Origin of the sequence: Pandoraea sp. NPDC090278 (assembly GCF_044772185.1) — a bacterium.
Classification (GTDB): Bacteria; Pseudomonadota; Gammaproteobacteria; order Burkholderiales; family Burkholderiaceae; genus Pandoraea.
Genome location: NZ_JBIVYJ010000005.1, coordinates 82,262 through 103,152, shown reverse-complemented (window position 1 = coordinate 103,152; position 20,891 = coordinate 82,262). Strand labels below are relative to the sequence as shown.

Sequence of the window (20,891 nt, the reverse complement as noted above, 5' to 3'; positions counted from 1 at the left end):
CGCATGGCGGGGCGTCGCACCGTAAAGCCGGGTCCGGCTGTCGTATAGACGGCTGGCGTCCCGCAACAATGTCGATTGTCACTGAAAGTTCACAATATTCAACGACATTGCAGGCGAGACAACGGCTCCACCTCTTCTTCGTACTCCGACGATCGTCCCATCGAAATGACAGGCCATCCGCCATTGGCTGGCGCACGCTTGCTGGCAAGCATCGCGTGCGGCCTGTCTTTCCTGAGCGTGTGCGATGCGGGTCGCGCGCAGACGCCAGCAGCGCAGGAGTCGTTCACCGTGAGAGCCGACGACAGACGGTTCACGTTCGACATCCCCGCACAACCGCTCGATATGGCACTGGAAAGGTTTTCCACCGTCTCGGGACGCTCGGCGCTGTTCAGCAGCGCGCTCGTCGCCGGTCGCACCGCATCGCCAGTCTCCGGCAGCTACACGGCGCTGGAGGCGTTGCGGCGTCTGGTGGACGGCACCGGGCTGGCGGTGGAAGCGGCCAGCAGCGCCGACGCGACGACCTTCGTGCTGGTCCCTGCGACAACGCCGACATCGGCGGGCGAGGCCTCTGAAAACGAAACAGCATCCCGTCTCGCAGGCTATGACGCCCTCGTCCAGTCGGAGGTGTGGCGTGCCATCTGCGCGGACGCGCGCACGTCGAAGACCCGCTACCGTGCGCTGTTGCGGTTCCGTGTGACGGCCGATGCGCGGGTGGTCGACGTGCGCGTGCTCTCGGAGACCGGCGAAACGCCTGTCGGGCGCGCGCTGGTGGACGCGCTGTCGCACGTGCACATCTCCCAGCCGCCGTCGCCGGATATGCCCCAACCCTTTGCCATGCTGATTCTGCCGGAGTCGCGCGGCGGTGCGTCGTGCCGCGCTGGCGTGGGGCCATCGTGACCGAAGAAGTCCGGCTGGCCTTGATGGCCTATCTGTCGAAGCGCTATGGCGATCTGAAGCGCCATCTCGTGCGCTCGTTGCGCAGTCCCGAACTCGCCGAAGACGCATTGCACGACACCTGGCTGCGCCTCACGCGGCTCGAAGATCAGGAGACCGTGCTCAACCCGCATGGCTTCTTGCTGCGCATGGCCACCAACATCGCGATCAACCATCTGCGCAGCCACAGCCCACACGCGAGTGCGGGTGAGATCGACGAGATTCTGGAGATGCCGGACCCGACGCCTGGCCCCGAACAGACGGCGCAGGCACGTGCGGAGATGGAAGCGCTCATGCGCGTGATTCAGCGCTTGCCGGAGCGTCGTCGCGACGTTCTGTTGCTCGTGCGCTGGGAGGGCCTGTCGCAAAAGGAAGTGGCGGCGCGGCTGGGGGTGACGGTGAGCGTGGTGGAGCATGAGCTGCGCCGCGCGCAGGACTTCTGCGCCGAGCAGATGGCGCGCCGCGAAGGCCCGGGACAGGATACGGACGCCCGCGCGACAAGACGGCCGACGTCCGCAAAAAAAGTTGGCGGAAATACGCCATGAAACATGTCATCTCTATGAAGACCCAAAAAAACGTGACGCGACGCGTCGCCGACTGTGGCGGCGTTGCATCACGGGTACACACGCGATCATGAGCACACCACGACCCACCGCGACGCAGGCAGACCGCCATGAAGCGCTCCGTCAGGAAGCGCGGATCTGGCTCGCCCGTCTGACGGGCGGCGACGTGCGGCAGGCAGACGTGCATGCGTTCCGGCATTGGCAAGGGACGAGCGCCGCGCACGCCGAAGCGTTCAACGACGCGAAGCGCCAGTGGCACGCCATGCGTCCGGCTATCGGCGAACTGCTGTCGACGGACGCAGGGATCGCTGCACGGCATCGACGTCTGATGCATGGCGATGCTGATGTCGCTCAGCGTGCACCGGTGTTCGCCGGAAGGCGTGCATTCTTGGGCGCGGGACTGAGCGCAGCGGCGCTGGCCGGTGTCGCGGCGGTCTATCCGCCGTTCGGGCTGTGGCCGTCGGCAGGCACATGGACGGCCGATTACCGCACTGCGACCGGCGAGCAGCGTGATATCGCACTGGCCGGTCGCGCCAATGTCGTCCTCAACACGCAGACGAGCGTCAGTCGTCGCACCGAAGGGCTTAACCTGATCACGGGCGAAGTGGCCGTCGATCTGGCGTCGTCACGCGAGCCGTTCACGGTGGTGGCCGGGGCAGGGCGCAGCGTTTCCGATGCGGGACGCTTCGAAGTGCGCAATCTCGACGGGCGGGTTTGCGTGAGCTGCCTTGAGGGCACGGTGCGCGTGCAGCATCCCGCTGGCGAGCGACGCCTCGTGGCACGCGAGCAGACGGTGTATCGCGACGACGCCATCGGGGGTGTCGCAGGTATCGAACCGGCGTCGGTGTCGGCATGGCGTCGCGGCGAACTGGTGTTCCGGCAGACGCCGCTCGTCAAAGTCATCGAAGAAATCAATCGCTACCGGCCCGGGCGCGTGGTGTTGCTTGCCGACGCGCGTCGCAGCGAGCCGGTGAGCGGGCGCTTTTCCATCGCTATCCTGAACGAAGCGCTGTTGCAGATCGAGCGCTCGTTCGGTCTGACGTCGCGCACCTTGCCCGGCGGGTTGCTGATCCTCAGTTGAAGTTCGGCTGCGACGCCCGTCGGGCGGGGTGCGTAGCGAAGTTGGGTTCTCACGGTTTCAAAAAAGTTGGTGGATTTTGTGCAGTGCGCGTGTCTTTAGGAGGACGCATCCACCACAGGCTGAATTCCAGATGAGCACACGCGGGCACCAGGGCACAGCAACGACACGTCGACACCGTCAGACGCTTCCGGCGCGGTGGCGCGCCTGCACCGTGACACCGATCACGCAGGCCGTCGCCGTGGTACTGGCTAGCGGTGGCCTGTGGGGAACGGCGCACGCACAACAGGCATTCAGCAATGCGTGGTTCGCCGCACGCGGCGCAGCGCAGGCGACGGCAACGCAAACGGGCCGTCTGCCGAACGGCATGCCGGTGACGACGCTGATGGATCCGTCGGCACAGCAGCAACAGGCCAACGCGCAACTGCAACGCTCGATCGCGAACCTGAGTTCGGCGGCGCAGAACATCGCAGCGATGCAGGCAACGCAGGCAAATGCGCGCGCAGCGGCAGCCAACACCGATGCCACGATCCCCGACGGCCTCGCTGAGGGCGGCCTCAAAGTCGACACGAACAGCCTGACGACGGGCTGGATCAACGCCAACGCGCCGACGCAATCGGCATCCAACGGCAAGACCAACGTCAACATCCAGCAGACAGCCGACAAGGCGATTCTGAACTGGGAGACGTTTAACGTCGGACGCAACACGTCGGTCAATTTCGCGCAGCAGAGCGATTGGGCGGTGCTCAATCGCGTGAACGATCCGAGCGCACGTCCGAGCCAGATTCAAGGCCAGATTCACGGCGACGGCACTGTGCTGATCCTGAACCGCAACGGCGTGATCTTCGGTGGCACGAGTCAGATCGACACGCGTAATCTGGTCGTCGCAGCAGCGAAGATGACGGACGCGCAATTCCAGACGGGCGGCCTCTACGGTGCGAACGGCACGGCACCGACGTTCACCGACGCGCTGGGCAAAGTCGAAGTGCAGGCCGGTGCCAACATCGTGACGCGCACGCCGACATCGGTCACGCAGGGCGGCGGCTACGTCATGCTGGTGGGCCGTGAGGTGAGCAATGCGGGCACCATCGTCACGCCGCAAGGGCAGGTTGCACTCGCCGCTGGCGACAGCTTCGTGATCCGCAAGGGCGTGGCCAGCGACGCCAACACTGCGTCGACCACGCGGGGCAATGAGATTGCGCCGCAGTTCGTCGCGCAAAGCGTCGCCGGAAAGGTCGTCAACTCGGGCTTGTTGATGGCCCCGGAAGGCGACATCACGCTGGCAGGACGCGACGTGCAGCAACTCGGTACGGCGGTGTCGACGACGACCGTCAACACGCGCGGCACGATCCACTTGCTGAACTCCGCCAGCGACACGCTGGGCAAAGTGACGTTGGGCAACGGCGCGCTGACGTCGATCCTCATCAGCGATAACGGGGCGACTGCACTCGACAGTCAGCGTCAGTCGCTGATGAAGGACTCGGCGGCGCAGGACTTCATCCGTCGCCAGAATCCGGCGGGACTCTTCGACAATCTCTCGCGTCTGGACGACCGTCGCGATCAGTCGCGCGTGGAGATCGTCAGCGGTGGCAACGTCGAGTTTCAGGGCGACTCGCTCACGCTCGCCACGGGCGGTCAGATCGCGGTGAGCGCGACGGGCCGCAGCCTCGTCGCCAATCGTGCGCAGCTCGATGTGTCGGGCGCTGTCGGCGTGTCGCTCTCGATGGACAGCAACAACGTCAAGGTCAACGTTCAGGGTAACGAGCAGCGCGATGCCCCGACCAACCGCGATCAGGGCGCGCTGAACAACGCGAATATCTGGATCGATCGGCGTCGGCTGTTGCACACGGCGGCAGGCGTCGGCGGCTACGACAAGGACCGTTACTACACGGCGGGTGGGTTGCTGGAAGTCGGCGGCTATCTCGACAACCTCGGCCACGGCATCGGGGAGTGGGCGGCGCAGGGTGGCACGGTCACGTTGGGCGGCGGCAATGCGGTGACGGAGGCTGGCTCGGTCATCAACGTCTCCGGCGGCTCGCTCAACGTGCAGACGGGCTACCTGAATCAGACGTGGCTCAGAGGCGCGGACGGTCAGCTCTACAACGCCAATTCGGCTCCCGCAGGCATGGCCTACAGCGGTGTGTACTCGGGCTTTGAAGTGCTGCATCCGCGATGGGGATCGACGGCCACGGAATCGTATGCGAGTCCACTGATCGCGCCGACGCAGGTGCTGCAAAACGGCTACACCGTCGGGCGCGATGCGGGGCGTCTGATCGTCTCCACGCCGACAGCATCGCTGGCCGGGGATCTCGTCACCGCAACCTATCAGGGACCGTCGCAGGTCAAGGGCGCGGATGCCACCGTGGCGGATGGCTACGCGCAAGCGCAGCAGGCCGTCGCACGCGGGGCGGAGCTGGTGTTCGGCAACTATCTGTCGGTCGCGAACTGGACCCCGTCGAACGGTCTGACGGGCGTGTTCTACAACCTGACGCCGGTGGCGAGCACGATCGTCTTCACCGGAGATGCACCTGCTGCGAGCGGCACGAGTCAGGCCGCTACCACGATTGCCGTCGACAGCCGTTATGTGAGCTTGTTCGGCCTCGGGGCAATCCGGGCGGCAGCCAGCGATTCGTTGCGTGTGGACGGTGCACTGAGCGTGGCGCCCGGCGGCACGATTGCGCTGTATGCGCCGCATGTGGACATCGGTGCGTCGCTCACGGCGCACGGCGGTGCGATGACGTTGGGCAACGTCGTCGGCAGTATCACCGACAACGGCGTGCGGTACGAGAACGTGTTGAACAGTGCCTCGACAACATCCGGCCCGAATCTGTCGGTCGCCGCGGGCGTTCGCTTCGACACCTCGGGCCTGTGGAGCAATCTCGCACTCGACGGAAACAACACGTCGGCGCTGCCGTTCATTGGCGGCGGTGACGTCTCGCTGGTCAGTTCCGGCGATGTCGCTGTCGGCACCGGGGCACTGTTCGACGTGTCGTCGGGCGCGGTCATGCGGGCGAACGGCACGGTCGACGGTGGCGCAGGCGGTGACGTCGCGCTCGACGCCGGGCACAGCGTGAGCGGGGGCGCGACGACGGGGCGTCTGACGTGGCTGGGCGACGTGCGCGGCTACGGAATGACGGGCGGTGGGACGTTCCGAATTGCCACGGCAGGCACCGTCGGCATAGGTCCGCAAGCCAATGCAGCGACAGGTGCAGCGTTGCCGCAGGTGACGCTCGATCCTGCGATGTTCCAGCGGGGCTTCTCCAACTACGTGGTGAACGGGCATGACGGCCTGACGGTCGCCGACAACACGACCGTCGACGTAGCGATGCCGATTCTGCGCGCAGACCCCGATCAGGCGCGCAGCGTCGGCACCGGTGGTAATCCATCGACAGTGCTTTCCGTCTGGACGCCGCCGGTCTACACCGAAAACCCGCTGACGGCTACGCTGACGCCGCGTGGCGGCGCGAGCCTCTCGCTGGTGGCAGGCTACGACGGCTCGAACGTGACCGCGCCGCTGAGCGTCGGTCACGGCGCGACGATCAACGTCGATCCGAAGCAGGCGATCAGTCTGAGCAGCGAAGGCTCGCTGAGCATCGACGGTACGCTCAACGCCTGGGGTGGAAGCATCACGCTCGCGGCGACGGGGCAGAACGCCGCCAAGGGCTACGTCAACGATCCCATGCGCGTCGTCTGGATCGGCGACGACGCGCGACTCGACGCTGCTGGGCGCGCCTACGTCGCCTACGACACGCTGGGCCGCACGTACGGCATCGCACCCGACGGCGGTAGCGTCACGGTGAACCAGAGCGACGCGTACGTCGTCATTCGTCCGGGCGCGGTGGTGGACGTCTCCGGTGCTGCCGCCCGCGTGGACGGCACGGCCGGTACAGCGGCGCTGGGCGCTTCCGCCCTGACGACGCTCGCTGGCGACGGCGGCAGCATCACGTTGCATTCGAACAATGGCTTCGCACTCGACGGCGCATTGCTCGCTGCCGCAGGCACCTCTGGTGCGGGTGCCACGGGCGGGACGCTCGGCGTCTATTTCGATAGCCGGGCGTACACCGGTGCGAACCTGCTACCTGCTGCGTTAGCGAATCCGCGCGACATCACGCTGGTGCAGAATGCCCCGCAGGCGGACCCGTCGATCAGTCCGCTGCAATTCGGCAAGGCGGTCATCGGCGTGAATAAGTTGCACGACGGCGGCTTCGACAATCTGGTGCTCTCCACGCACGACCGATTCGTGTTTCAGGGCGATCTCGACCTGTCGCTGGCGGGCAGCGTCAATCTCAAGGGCGGTCTGCTGACGGTGTCGAAGCTGACGCCGGACGCACAAGTGCGCATCGCCGCGCCTTATATCCGACTGGACGGCGGCTCGTGGGATGCGCCGTCGATCATCGATCTCACGACGTACGCGCCCGGGATCTACAACGTTGCGCCCGGACAAGCGCCGACGGGACATAGCGCGCTGACGTTCTCGGGGAATCTCATCGACGTAGCAGGACGTGTCGTCTCGGGCGCGACCGCATGGGAAGGCATCGGTAGCGTGGGCGGTGTCACGGCCCCGCAGACGAACGTCGCACAGGATGGCTTCGCCAATCTGTCGCTCGTGAGCGCAGGCGACATCCGGCTGAACGGCGGCCTGAATGCAGCAGGCAACATCAACCTCACGGCCGCGCAGATTTACCCGGTGTCGTCGGCCTACGCGGCGGTCGTTGCAGGCAATCGCACTAATGGCATTGCGCAGGACAGCCGCCTGACGATTCGCTCGAACGGGTCGCCGGTGCCCGACGTGCCGTACTCCGTGTTCGGGCAACTGATTCTGATCGGCGGGACGGTCGATCAGGGCGGTGTCGTGCGTGCGCCGCTCGGCACGCTCTCGTTGAACACGACCGGTGGGAATCTCGGCACCGATTGGCAACAAGTCCTCATGCTCTCGCAGGTCGGCCCGCAGAGCGGTTTGCAAACCGACCCTGTCGTGATTCTGCGCAACGGTAGCCTGACGTCGGTCAGCGGCGCAGGGCTCGAAATCCCCTACGGCGGCACCACCGACGGCGTGACGTACAACGGTCTGAACGTCGGCGGACGCTATGCGACGTCCTTCAACCTCGCCGACACGTTCGTCACGCGGGGCGACACCAGCGGTGTGAAGTCGCCCGACCGACTCATGCTGGTGACGGGCATCAACATCGGCGCGTCGCATCTCATCGGCGAATCGGGGGCCGTGCTCGACCTCTCGGGCGGTGGGACGTTGCACGGAGAAGGCTTCGTTTCGGGGCGCGGCGGTTCCGTCAACGTCCTGAACACGCCGCTCGTCAACGCGAATCCGGCGGCCAACGTCTACAGCAAGTCCGGCGATCAGGTCTACGCCATCGTGCCGAGCTATCGCGGGCAATACGCGCCGGTGATCCTCGACAAAGGGGCGGGCGATCCGGCGCTTGGCAAGCAGATCACCATCGGCGACGGCGTGCCCGGGCTGCCCGCCGGGACTTACACACTGATGCCGTCGAGCTTTGCGCTGATGCCCGGTGCCTTCCGCGTGGAGCTGGCGGGCAATGTCGCGTTGCGTCAGGGCACGCTGCCTGTCATGGCGACGGGCGATGGCTCCTGGACCACGAGCGGAGTGCAGCGCACGGCGGGCACGGGGCAGTACGACAATCAGCTCACGCGCCTTATCGTGACGCCGGGCGCGACGGTGCGTAAGGTCTCGCAATTCAACGAGACGTCGTTCAGCGAGTTCCTGCTCGCACAGGCGAAGCAGTTCGGCACGGTGCGCTCGCGTCTACCGGAAGACGCCAAGCTGCTCAACTTGTCGCTCGCGCCTGCCACGACACCGGGCGAAACGCTGAGTTTCGACAGCACCGTGCGCTTTGACGGTGCGCGCACCTCGGACGTGACGGGCGTGGACGGAGCGATGGTCGTGATGTCGGGCACGTCGGTGCTGGAAGTGCGCGCGCCAGGGACTACGCCCACGGCGGGCATGGTCTCGCTCGTCGACCGCGACTTGAACGCCTTTGCCGCGCCGTCGCTCGGTCTGGGCGGCTTCTGGACGTACTTCGCGGGCACCAGCTCGGAGGGCGACAGTGCGCGTCTGTACTTCGGTAACGATGGCCTGAGCCACAACGGCGTGACCGTGCGCAGTGGTGCCAACGTGCACGCCGGGCAGTTGTTCCTCGTGGGCAATGCGATCAACGTCGAAAGCGGCGCGAGCCTCGACACGCGTGGCTTCGGCGACAACGTCATCGACTCGCGCTATGGCTACGTCTACGCGACGGGACTGCTTGCAGGACAGAACCTGATTTATCACCCGGGCCTGCTGGCGGTGGGTAACGGGTGGCTCGACTTCCTGCCGTCGGACGGCATGGGCACTGTCAGCGTAGGCGACGGCGTCTCGCTGCTCACGCCCGGCACTATAGCGTTCGCGGCACCGGGCGGTCTGACGCTAGGCGATGTGAATCTCGGAGCGCGTTACCTCACCGTCTCGCAAAACCAGATCAACATCGGCGATACGGCGGCCATGGCGGCGGCGCGCAACGCGGGTGTGCTTCCGGCAGGCTGGCAGTTGACGCAGAGCGTGCTCGACAAACTGCTGCGGCCGACGACGGCGTCCGGCCTGCCGCCGCTCGAACGTCTGACGCTGACCGCTGGCGGGGCCTTCAACTTCTTCGGCACGTCGACGCTGGATACTGGCGATTCGCCCGTGCAGATGGCGTTCAACTCGCCAGCGTTCTACGGACTGGGCAGCAGTACCGATGTGGTGCGTCTGTCCACCGCGCATTTCCTCTGGAATGGCATCGCTACGGGCGCGGGGACTTCGGACAACCCGTTCGCGTCACAAGCGCCCGCGAGCGTGATCGCCGGTGGCCCCGGCACAGGCACGGGCAAGCTGCTCATCGATGCGAAGACCATCGAGTTCGGCTATGACGACCTCACGCAGCTGCAGAGTCAGACGGCACTCGACCGGTTGGCGCTGGGCTTCTCCGGGGTGACGTTGCAGGCGTCCGATCAGGTGACGGCCAATCATCTTGGCACGCTGACGGTAGGTGGCACACAGGCCACCAACGGCGCGCGCAGCGGGGGCGACCTGAACATCGTCACGCCGCTCGTCACGGGCAAGGCGGGATCGTCGATGCGTTACAACGCGGGCGGTGCAATCACGCTGGCGACGCTCCCGGGCGTGCAGCCGTCTGACACATCGGCGATCCACGATCTCGGGGCATCGCTCGCGCTCAAGGGTAGTAGCGTGTCCATCGACACAGCGGTGGCGCTGCCGAGCGGCAAGCTTTCCGTCGATGCAGACGGCGCACTCACGCTCGGCACGGACGCGCGTCTCGATCTGGCGGGGCGCGATACGACGTTCTTCGATGTGACACAACCGAGCTGGGGCGGAAAGGTGCTTTTCGCGAGCGCGAACGGCGACGTCCAGTTGCAAAGCGGTTCGGTGATCGACGTCTCGGCAAAGCACGCGGCGGGTGGCTCGGTGAGTCTGAGTGCGGCCAATGGGCAAGTGGTCGTCGACGGCAGTTTGCTGGGGACGTCGGCACAGGGGCAGCCTAGCGGTCAGTTCTCGCTCGACGTCGGCAGCATGAGTGGCGAGCGCTTCGGCGCACTCAATCAACGACTCACCGACGGCGGATTCTTCGCCGCGCGCAGCTTCCGTCTGCGGCACGGCGATCTGACGGTGGGCGATGGCGTTCGCGCAGGCAGTGTCAGCATTTCGACCGATGGCGGAAATCTGGCCGTTACCGGCACCATCGATGCCACAGGCGCGACGCCCGGCACGATCATCCTCTCGGCGCTGGGTGACCTGACGCTGGCCGGTACGGCGGTCCTCGACACGCGTGCCAGCACGCTGGTGACCGACAGCTATGGTGCGAGTGTCGACGCCTCCAATCGCGGCAGCATTGCGCTCACGGCAACGAGCGGCACCGTGCGGCTGAGCAACGGAGCGCGTTTCGACATGCGCTCACCCGATGGCGTGGCGCGTGGTCAGATCGACATCAACGCACCACGCACTGATGAGACCGGCGGGGATATTCGCATCGATGCGTCGGCGCAGCCTGACATTCGTGGCGCACGCAGCATCGCGGTGAACGGCTTCTGGAAATACTCGCCCACGGACGCCAACGGTACGGTAACGCAGGACAATGGCGACGCGTCGGGTGCACCGGTGGGGGCGGATGGCGTCGTAGGCCTCGCGCAGATCGACGCACGCAGCCGTCAGTTCATGGACAACGCGGCGCGCAATGCGGCGTTGCAGTCGCGCCTCGCAGGTCTTGCGACCTACGGCGGCGCGTTCCATCTGCGGCCCGGCGTCGAGATTTCGAGCGCAGGGGATATCAACACCAAGGGCGACCTCGATCTGTCGGGCTATCGCTACGGCCCGGGTGTCGTAAGCGGCGTGCGCGGCTCGGGCGAGCCGGGTGTACTCGTCCTGCGCGCGGGCGGCGATCTCAAGATCAACGGCAGCGTAACCGACGGTTTTGGCGTGCCGGTGTCGTCGCCGGATGGCGCGATCTATCAGACGGTGCTCTCTGCGGTTACGCTCACCGGTCCCTATACGGTGGCGGCTGGCGGCATGACGCTGGGCGTTGGCACGAAGCTGCCCGCCACCGGCACGCTGAACTTCGCGCTGAACATCGTCGCGAACACGCCGTTGTCTTTGTCCAATACGGTGGGATTGCCCATCGACGTGGTACTCGGCGGGAACTCGATTTCGGGCAACCGTATCAAGAGCGGTGTGGTGACGACGGCCGACATCATCCTGCCGCAGGGCTACACGATGAAGAACGGCACGATGGTCGGTGCGGGCGGGTATCGCATTGCGGCAGGGACGAACACAACGGCGCTCGTGGGCATCGTGGGGACGACGGCGAGCAATCTGACGCTGCCGCCCGGTACGATCCTCAAGGCGGGCATGAACGCTATCCAGTTCGCGGACACCGGCGCTTACGTCATGAAGGTTGCGGCCATGACGTGGCCCGCCAACGTGTCCATTGCCCCGATCAAGAACTACGCGCTGACCACACCGCTGGAAGTGGCGCAGGGCAGTGTGCTGCCGACCGGCATGTACGTGTCGACGGGGGACGCGCAGGTCGGCAGCCGCCCGATCTGGGCCATCGCCCCGATGCTCGACCCCGGCATGCAGTCGTGGTCGATGCGCATGGTCGGCGGCAGCGATCTTGCGAGCGCGGACTCGCGTGCGGTGAAGGGAGGCGTACAGGGTGGAGACATCGTGCTCAACGACCCGTTCACCATCAACGTGCTGGGCAAAGGGGCAGGCCTGCCCGGACCGGGCATCAGCGTTGTGCGGACGGGGACGGGCAATCTCGATCTCTATGCGGCGGGCGACTATCAGCAACTCTCGCCGTTCGGTGTGTACACGGCCGGTACATCCGTGGAAGGCACAGGCTCTGGCACGGCGTGGAACGCCCCGCGCGCGCTCGCCGCAGACGGCACCTATCTGAGCAACAAGGTGTCCGCGCGCGCGGCGTACGAAGCCACGCTCAACGCGCAGCGCATGTGGTACACGCAGGACGGCGGCAACTTCACGCTCTCCGCTGGCGGCAACATCCTTGGCTGGCAGGAGCCGAACACGGAGATGGTCGGCAACTGGGTGCTGCGCCAGGGCGGCGCGGCGTTGAATCAACCGACGGCGTGGGCCATCAACTTCGGCACTTATGCGCTGGATAACGGCTCGACGCTGGGGTTGGCCGCGTTCTCCGGGATGGGGGCGCTGGGGGGCGGCACGGTCAATGTGAGCGCGGGCGGCAACATCGGTACGGACGACTCGACGTCCAAGCGCAATATCGTCGTGGCGGTGGGTGGCTCTGGCCGCGTGACAGGTGGCGGCGTCGTCCAGACCGGCGGCGGCGCGCTGAACGTGGCGGCGGGCGGCAACATCTTCGGCGGTTTGTACAGCGATATTCGTGGCGATACGCGTGTGACGGCCGACGGCAACATCGGTGCGATGTTGCTGCGCGACTACGGCGTGGCGTTGTCGGACGATCCGCGTGGGCTGAGCAGCCATCAGGCGTATTCGGCCCTCAGTCGCGGGGGCGCGAGCGTGGCACCGGGCGATGGATCGGTGACTTTGCCTGCACTGGGCGATCTCGTGATGGGCCGCGTGGTCGATCCGGGGCGCGCGGAAGAGCGTGTGCAGACGCAGGCGACCCTGAACGGCGTGAGCACCAACGCGGCGAGTTGGTTCACGTTGTGGCATAACGACACGGCGCTGTCGCTGTTCTCGGCGGGTGGCAATGCGTCGCCGCTGGGCAACACGACCTCGGAGTTCAGCAGTACCGAATATCTGCCGCCGATTCTCGACGTGACGTCGGCCGGGGGCAGCGTGTACCTTGCGCCGCGACAGTTCGTCGACTACCTGATGCCGTCGCCGGACAGCCGCTTCCAGTTGCTGGCGAACGGGAATGTGTCGGGGGTCAGCCGGAACAACGTCAGCAACTCGTCTGCGCCGTTCGGCACGCTCGGCACGTCGCTCTCGACGATGGTGACGCCGTTCCAGCCGGGCTGGCAGACCCCCACGACATCGAACAACTGGAACGGTGGGAGCGGGTACGACAGCATCACTTATCAGACCATCTACGCTTCCACCTACAACCCGAGTTCCAACCGGTACGCTGGCACGGGCGGGGGGCTCTTTCTGTTCGGCCCCAACACGCTGACTGACACGAGTGCGGACGGCGACAGCGCGATCTCCCGTGTCTACGCGTTGAATGGCGACATTCAGAGCGTCAACATCGGGCAGATGCGCACGATTTACACGCCTGCGGGCAACGTCACCTACTACTGGGCGTCGAAGCCGGTGCAGATGATCGCGGGCCGGGACATCGTCAACAGCAGCGGTCTGATCAATCAGACGCTTCCGTCCGACATCTCGATGCTCGCGGCGGGCGGCAACATCTTCTACAGCGGGACCTTCAACAACGGCTTCACCGTGACTGGCCCCGGCACGCTGGAAGTCTCGGCGGGCGGCGATGTCTACCTCGGCAACGTGGCGAACTTCACGAGCCTCGGCTCGCTGGTGCCGGGCGATAACCGGCCGGGCGCGAACGTGGTCGTGCAAGCCGGGCTGGGCGCAGGTGTGCCCGGGGTGGGGCAGACGGATGTGGCGGCGTTTGCGCGGCGATATTTCGATGCTGCGAACCTTGCCGACCCGTCGCAGCCGCTCGCCAGTCAGCCTGGCAAGGTGGTTAAGACGTACGACACCGAGTTGCTCGACTGGCTGCGCACGCGCTTCGGTTACACGGGCACCGGCGGTGCGAGCGCGCTGGCATGGTTCCTGACGTTGCCCGCCGCACAGCAGCGGGTCTTCGCGCGCGACGTGTACTACGCCGAGTTGCTGGCGTCCGGGCGTGAGTACAACGATGCGTCGGGCAAACGTTTCGGCAGCTATCTGCGCGGTCGCGAAGCCATCGCCACGCTGTTTCCGCAGACGGACGCGAACGGACAGCCCATTGCGCGCCAGGGCGGTCTCACGATGTTCCAGGGCACGGCATCGAACGGTGGCATCCGCACGGTTGCGGGCGGCGACATCGACCTGCTCGTGCCTGCCGGACAGACGACGCTCGGCGTGGAGGGCGTGACACCATCCACTGTGGCGACGACGGTCCCCGCCGGGCTGCTGACGCAGGGCGAGGGTGCGATTCGCATCTTCAGTCAGGGCAGCATTCTGCTGGGTCTGTCACGCGTGATGACGACGTTTGGCGGGGCGATTCAGGGCTGGTCGGCCGAAGGGGACATCAACGCGGGACGCGGCTCGAAGACGACGGTGCTCTACACCCCGCCCAAGCGCGTGTACGACGCGTGGGGCAACGTGACCTTGTCGCCAAACGTCCCCAGTGCCGGGGCGGGGATTGCTACGCTCAATCCGATTCCCGAAGTGAAGCCGGGCGACGTCGATCTGGTCGCGCCGCTGGGGACCATCGACGCGGGGGAAGCCGGGATTCGCGTGTCGGGCAACGTCAACTTCGCGGCGCTGGCGGTGGTCAATGCGGCCAACGTGCAGGTGCAGGGCAAGTCGACGGGCTTGCCGGTGATCGCGGCGGTCAACGTCGGGGCGCTCACGAACGCGAGCGCTACCGCTGCGCAGGCGGCCTCGGCGGCACAGGACGCGATGGCGCGCGAGCGGGTGTCGCAGCGTCAGAACCAATCGTCGATCTTCACCGTGCGGATGCTGAGTACGGTGAGCGGGACGGGGGATCGCGGCGCGTCGCCGGGCGGGGCGCAGGACGACGGCAGTGTGCAGGGGGCGGCGCAGACCGGGACCTACGACCGACGCAGTCGTGTGCAGATCGTCGGCCACGGCGACGATCTCAGCCCGCGTGCCACGTCGTTGCTAACAGCGGCCGAGCGGGCGCAGTTGCGCGCAGACCGGTAAGACCTTGGACGCCGTCGACGGACGGCGAATGTGAGGAAGTGCGGAGGGGACCGGCGATGGCCGGTCCCGTCAGTGCGTCAGTCGGTCAGGATCAGTGCAACGGCTCGGACGGCGCTTCGTCCTCGAATGTGCGAAAGCGCCAGCCGAACCACACGGCCAGCATGCGGATGACGAAGCCCGCGACGAAGCCGACGCCCGTCGCCACGCCGTTCGGCACGCCAAAATGCAGCATGGCCACGTACATCGCACCCGCGATGCACGCCACGCTCGCGTACATCTCGCGGCGCAGTACCAGCGGCACCTGTCCGCAGAGCAAGTCGCGCAGCATACCGCCGCCAATCCCAGTCAGCACCCCGGCGAGCACCACGATGACCGGGCTCGTGCTCACGGTCATACCGATATCGCACCCCAGAATCGTGAAGGCGGCAAGGCCGATGGCGTCGACCGTAATGAACGTCATGCGCAGCCGGTGAATGTGGCGCGCGACGATGGACGCGAGCGTCGCCGCGCCGAGGGTGAGCAGCAGGTACTCCGGATGCGCGATCCAGACGAGCGGATGGCGACCGAACAGCACGTCGCGAATGGTCCCGCCGCCGAGCGCCGTCACCATGCCGACGAAGGCGAGCCCGAAGCGGTCCATGCCGCGCTGCATCCCCATGATGGCCCCCGACATCGCTTCCGTGACGATGGCGATGAGGTACAGGGCGTAGAAGATTTCTGTTTTCATGATGTCCCTTGCAATGCCGGGCGAATATATCACTTCAGGTGCTTTTTCCCGTTTTTTGCCTCTTGGGTGGGCCTGAAACTGTGATTTGTACAAGTATTCAGCGTCTGTCGCGGGTGCGACACTGCCTGCAACGAAACGACAGACGCGGGAAAGCCGCCCCACCCGTCATGCAAACCCCTTAAAATCTCATCCTTTTGTGCTCCGAAGCGTGCCCGACGCGACCGGGACGGCACTGACCGGTAGATCGACCGATCTTCCGGACGACAGACCGACCGGCCCACCGGCCCGAATGCGCTACGAGTGAAGCCCTTTTGACGTGTCCCGGACGTGTCTTTTTGATCGCCAACTTCGTTCCATGATCCAGTTCATTCGCCGTCGGCCCTATCTCGTTACCAGCCTCGTTGTGCTTATCGTTCTCGTGGCACTCGGTCTGCGCAGTCTCGCGACCCCGAAGGTGCCGCAGTACCTCAGCGCCAAGGTGGAGCGCACCGACCTCGAAAACACGGTGCTCGCCACGGGCACGCTAGGTGCGTTCCAGCAGGTGGACGTCGGCGCACAGGTCAGCGGGCAGTTGAAGTCACTCAAGGTCAAGCTGGGCGATAAGGTGACGAAGGGGCAGTGGCTCGCGCAAATCGATCCGGTGCTCGCACAGAACGGCCTGCGTCAGGCTGAGGCCGACGAGCAGAACCTTCAGGCGCAAAAGCGCTCGACAGCGGCGCAACTCAAGCAGGCCGAACTGGCCTTTGCTCGTCAGCGTCAGATGCTGCCGGATGACGCAACGTCCCGTCAGGACTTCGAGTCGGCGCAAGCCAATCTGGACGTGCAGCGCGCCACGCTGAACGGCCTCGACGCCCAGATCCGCAAGGCGAGCGTAGCCATCGAATCGGCGAAAGCGAACGTGGGCTATACGCGCATCGACGCACCCATCGACGGTCAGGTCGTCGCCATCGTCACGCAGGAAGGCCAGACCGTGATCGCGCAGCAGCAAGCGCCGGTGATTCTTAAGCTGGCGGATCTGGACACCATTACCGTGAAGGCGCAGGTCTCGGAAGCCGACGTCATCCGTATCTCGTCGGGACAGACTGCGTACTTCACGATCCTGGGCGACCCGGACAAGCGTTACTACGGCAAGCTGCGCGCCATCGAACCGGCCCCGCAGAACTTCCTCGACACACAAAGCACGCTGGGCGGTGGCGCGACGCGCAACAACACGGCCGTGTTCTACAACGCGCTGTTCGAAGTGCCGAACCCCGACCATCGTCTGCGCATTTCGATGACGGCGCAGGTCAACGTGCTGCTCGGCACGGCCAAGCAGGCGCTCAGCGTGCCGGTGGCGGCGCTGGGCAAGAAGGTCGGCCCGGACCGTTACGAAGTGCGCGTTCTGCCTGCGGAGGGCAAGGCCGATGGCAAGGCGGTGACGCGTCAGATCGTCACCGGACTGAATAACAACGTGCGGGTCGAGGTGAAAGAAGGTCTTACGGCCGACGATCGCGTCGTGATCGGCGAGGCGGGCGACAGCACGCAGGCCTCGACGGACACCTCGTCCGGTGCGTCCCAATAAGGGGAGACGAGCGCGATGACTCAAGCTGCCGGTACGTCTTCTGTGTCACAAGCGTCGCAAGCCGCTGTGCAGGCTTCCGACGTCCGTCCGCACCCGATGCTGGAGCTCACGGGCATCACCCGGCGCTTTCCGGCCGGTGAGCGTGATGTGACCGTGTTGCGTGACGTCAATCTCACCATCGAAGAAGGCGAGATCGTCGCGATCATGGGGGCGTCCGGCTCGGGCAAGTCGACGCTGATGAACATCCTCGGCTGTCTCGACCATCCGAGCGAAGGCAGCTACCGCGTTGCGGGGCGCGAGACGCGCGATCTCGATGCGGACGCGCTCGCGCAATTGCGTCGCGAGCACTTCGGCTTCATCTTCCAGCGCTACCACCTGTTGCCGCACCTCGACGCGGCGTCGAACGTGGAGATGCCGTCGGTGTACACCGGCACGCCACATGCGGCGCGTCGTGCGCGCTCGGTGATGCTGCTGGAGCGGCTCGGGTTGGCCGACCGCACGGAACATCGTCCGAGCCAGTTGTCGGGCGGTCAGCAGCAGCGCGTGAGTATTGCGCGCGCGCTGATGAACGGCGGCGACGTGATTCTGGCCGACGAGCCGACCGGCGCACTCGATACGCGCAGCGGCCGTGAGGTCATCCGCATTCTCAAGGAGCTCAACGCGCTGGGGCACACGGTCATCATCGTGACCCACGACGAGAAGGTCGCCGCACACGCGCGCCGCATCATCGAGATTCGCGACGGCGAGATCGTGGCCGACCGTGAGAACACGCCGGTGGAGATCGAGCCGGATGTCCCGTCGCCGGAAGAGGCCGCGGAGGAAGCCGTGGTTGCTTCAATGACGTCGTCGGCCCCGGCCGCAGATCCCGCTTCGGTGAACGCCAGTCATGGCGGTGCGATTCCGCCGCGTCGCTGGACGGGGGGCATCGATCGCTTTGCCGAGGCGTTCCGCATGGCGTGGATCGCGCTGATCTCGCACCGGCTGCGCACGTTCCTGACGATGCTCGGGATCATCATCGGTATTACGTCGGTCGTCTCCATCGTCGCCATTGGCGAAGGGGCGAAGCGCTACATGCTGGCCGAGATCGGCAGCATCGGCACGAACACGATCAACATCTATCCGGGCAAGGACTGGGGCGACAACCGCGCGACGGCGATTCAGACGCTCGTGCCCGAGGACGTGCATGCGCTTTCCGAGCAGATTTACGTGGACAGCGCGACGCCCGAGACGGCTCGCAGTCTGCTGCTGCGTTATCGCAATGTCGACGCGAGCGCGATGGTGACGGGCGTGGGCGAGCACTTCTTCCAGGTGCGCGGCATGAAGATCGGGCAGGGTATTGCGTTCGGTGCCGACGAAGTGCGGCGTCAGGCGCAGGTCGCCGTGATCGACCAGAACACGCGTCGCAAGCTGTTCGGCGCGAATCCGAATCCGCTGGGCGAAGTGATCTTCGTGGGCAATCTGCCGTGCGTGGTGATCGGTGTGACGGTGGAGAAGAAGAGCGCGTTCGGCGACACGAAGAGCCTGAACATCTGGGTGCCTTACACGACGGCGGCGGGGCGTCTGTTCGGTCAGCGCAATGTCGACAGCATCACGGTGCGTGTGCGTGACGGTCAGCCGAGCAAGGCCGCCGAGAAGAGTCTGGAGACGCTCATGACGCAGCGTCACGGCCGCAAGGACTTCTTCACGTACAACATGGACAGCGTGGTGAAGACAGTCGAGAAGACGAGTCAGTCGCTCACGCTGCTGCTGTCGCTGATCGCGGTGATTTCGCTGGTCGTGGGCGGCATCGGCGTGATGAACATCATGATCGTGTCGGTGACGGAGCGTACGCGGGAGATCGGCATCCGCATGGCGGTCGGGGCGCGTCAGAGCGACATCATGCAGCAGTTCCTGGTGGAGGCCGTCATGGTGTGTCTGATGGGCGGCGCGATCGGGATTGCGCTCTCGTTCGGGGCGAGCTTCCTGTTCTCGTTGTTCGTCGAGAAGTGGAAGATGGTGTTTTCGATGGGCTCGGTCGTCACGGCTTTCCTGTGTTCGACGCTCATCGGCGTGGTGTTCGGGTTCATGCCAGCGCGCAATGCCGCGCGGCTGGATCCGGTCGAAGCGCTTGCACGCGATTGAGGTATTGCCAGATGACCAGAATGAAATCTACTACTTGCCACTCGTTCGCTACGGCTGAGCTGTTCGCCACGTCGACGGTGCTGCATCGTACGGTCCTCGCGCTGGCCAGCGCCGCAGTGCTGCTCACGGGCTGCGCCGGGGTGCGTCACGATCCGTTGCCAGCGGTGCCGGTGCCCGCGCAGTGGGCGGGGGCGACGGGAACGTCAGGGGTATCCGGGACATCGACGGCCGTCATCGCGCCTGACTTCTGGCGTGCGTTCGGCGATCCGGTGCTGGACCGTCTGATCACCGATGTGCTGGCCGTCAACAACGACCTGGCGGCGGCGGGGATTCGCGTTTATCGCGCGCAATTGCAGGCGGGGTTGGCTGATACGAATCTCACGCCTTCCGTGACGATTGGTGGCAACGCCTCCGTACAACGCACGCTCGATACGCATGTGATGGGACGCAAGAGCAACCTGAGCGCGTCGGCATCGTACGAGTTGGATCTGTGGGGCAAGCTGGCCGCGCAACGCGATGCGGCGCGCTGGGAGTACGAGGCGACCGACGCCGACCGCGAATCCGCGCGTCTGGCGATCATCGGTACGACGGCGCAGTTGTACTGGACGATTGGCTTCCTGAATCAGCAGATTGCCAACACCGAAGGCAACATCGCCTACAGCGAACGGATTCTGGCGCTGGTGCGCTCGCGCTATGCGGCGGGGGCGGTGTCGGGGTTGGATGTGGCGCAGACGGAGGGCAATCTGGCCGATCAGCGCGCGGCGCTCACGCAGTTGTTGCAGCAGCGCACGGAAAACCGCAATGCGCTGGCGATTCTGTTCGACCGTCCGCCGGAACAGGCAGCGGCCGAGCCGTCGACGTTGCCGACGCAGGCGTTGCCGGTCGTACCGGCGGGCTTGCCTGCGGAGTTGCTGGGCCGTCGCCCGGACTTGCGCGCGGCGGAGTTGCGTTTGCGTGGGACACTCGCTAACGTCGACATTACCCGCACGAGCTTCTACCCGACGTTCACGCTGACGGGGCAGGTGGGGACGACGAGCACGTCGCTGGAGCGCGTGTTGCAGAACCCACTCGGTTCGCTGGGGGTGGGACTGGCGTTGCCGTTCATCCAGTGGAATACGATGCAGTTGCAGATCAAGGTGTCGCAGACGCAGTATGAGGAAGCGGTAGTGAATTTCCGCAAGAGCCTCTTTACGGCGCTGAGCGAAGTCGAAAACGCACTCTCGGCGCGTGAGCAACTGACGCGCGAGGGCGAGCAACGTGCGCTGTCGCTGGTGCAGGCGCAGCGTGCCGAGACCGTGCTGCGTTCGCGCTATCAGGCGGGCGCTATCGGGGTGCAGCAGTGGCTGGAGCAGTTGCAGTTGCTGCGCAATGCGCAAACGGCCGACGCGCAAGTGCGCTTGAACCGCCTGAACAACCGGATGGTGCTGTACAAGGCGCTGGGTGGGGCAGGCAATGCGTCGGATGTGAATCCGCCTGCTTGAGAGCGTGTTGTATAGCGATAGCGAATTGCAAAG

General features: G+C 65.6%; 7 protein-coding genes and 2 pseudogenes. 8 read left to right on the top strand and 1 reads right to left on the bottom strand.

Annotated elements, in window-relative coordinates; all coding sequences use genetic code 11:
• Window positions 1-165 precede the first annotated feature (165 nt).
• The 4 genes from ACIQWO_RS18340 (at window position 166) to ACIQWO_RS18325 (ending at window position 14,968) form a co-directional block, all read left to right on the top strand.
• Window positions 166-897 (top strand): STN domain-containing protein, encoded by a 732-nt coding sequence (locus ACIQWO_RS18340; protein WP_402827087.1) that lies wholly within the window; start codon window positions 166-168, stop codon window positions 895-897.
• Window positions 870-1,478, top strand: coding sequence for an RNA polymerase sigma factor (locus tag ACIQWO_RS18335; protein WP_402827084.1), 609 nt, complete (start codon window positions 870-872; stop codon window positions 1,476-1,478). The genes ACIQWO_RS18340 and ACIQWO_RS18335 overlap by 28 nt, the downstream gene beginning before the upstream one ends.
• 88 nt (window positions 1,479-1,566) lie before the next feature.
• Window positions 1,567-2,577 (top strand): FecR family protein, encoded by a 1,011-nt coding sequence (locus tag ACIQWO_RS18330; protein WP_402827081.1) that lies wholly within the window; start codon window positions 1,567-1,569, stop codon window positions 2,575-2,577.
• A 211-nt stretch (window positions 2,578-2,788) separates the two neighbouring features.
• Window positions 2,789-14,968: a filamentous haemagglutinin family protein gene (locus ACIQWO_RS18325; RefSeq protein ID WP_402827078.1), complete on the top strand. Its 12,180-nt coding sequence runs from the start codon at window positions 2,789-2,791 to the stop codon at window positions 14,966-14,968.
• A gap of 91 nt (window positions 14,969-15,059) precedes the next feature.
• Here the strand turns inward: ACIQWO_RS18325 and ACIQWO_RS18320 are convergent, their stop codons facing one another.
• Window positions 15,060-15,695 carry a trimeric intracellular cation channel family protein gene (locus ACIQWO_RS18320; protein WP_039399799.1) on the bottom strand — a complete coding sequence of 212 codons (636 nt, stop codon included), beginning with the start codon at window positions 15,693-15,695 and terminating at the stop codon, window positions 15,060-15,062.
• Window positions 15,696-16,050: 355 nt separating this feature from the next.
• Between ACIQWO_RS18320 and macA the strand changes: the two genes are divergently transcribed.
• The 4 genes and pseudogenes from macA to ACIQWO_RS18300 all read left to right on the top strand — a co-directional run bounded on the left by macA (window position 16,051) and on the right by ACIQWO_RS18300 (window position 20,858).
• Complete coding sequence (gene macA, locus ACIQWO_RS18315) at window positions 16,051-17,256, top strand: macrolide transporter subunit MacA (protein WP_402827075.1); 1,206 nt, start codon at window positions 16,051-16,053, stop codon at window positions 17,254-17,256.
• Between the two features lie 96 nt (window positions 17,257-17,352).
• Window positions 17,353-18,024 (top strand): annotated as a pseudogene (locus tag ACIQWO_RS18310) (ATP-binding cassette domain-containing protein); the annotation flags it as partial.
• Window positions 18,025-18,105: 81 nt separating this feature from the next.
• Window positions 18,106-19,377, top strand: a pseudogene (locus tag ACIQWO_RS18305) (ABC transporter permease); the annotation flags it as partial.
• Between the two features lie 20 nt (window positions 19,378-19,397).
• Window positions 19,398-20,858, top strand: coding sequence for an efflux transporter outer membrane subunit (locus ACIQWO_RS18300; RefSeq protein ID WP_402827072.1), 1,461 nt, complete (start codon window positions 19,398-19,400; stop codon window positions 20,856-20,858).
• The last annotated feature ends 33 nt before the right edge of the window (window positions 20,859-20,891 follow it).

Bases quoted from the DNA above. Each gene is read 5' to 3' on its own strand.
- macA (WP_402827075.1), top strand. From the start codon at position 16,051: ATGATCCAGTTCATTCGCCGTCGGCCCTATCTCGTTACCAGCCTCGTT.
- ACIQWO_RS18320 (WP_039399799.1), bottom strand. From the start codon at position 15,695: ATGAAAACAGAAATCTTCTACGCCCTGTACCTCATCGCCATCGTCACG.
- ACIQWO_RS18340 (WP_402827087.1), top strand. From the start codon at position 166: ATGACAGGCCATCCGCCATTGGCTGGCGCACGCTTGCTGGCAAGCATC.
- ACIQWO_RS18330 (WP_402827081.1), top strand. From the start codon at position 1,567: ATGAGCACACCACGACCCACCGCGACGCAGGCAGACCGCCATGAAGCG.
- ACIQWO_RS18300 (WP_402827072.1), top strand. From the start codon at position 19,398: ATGAAATCTACTACTTGCCACTCGTTCGCTACGGCTGAGCTGTTCGCC.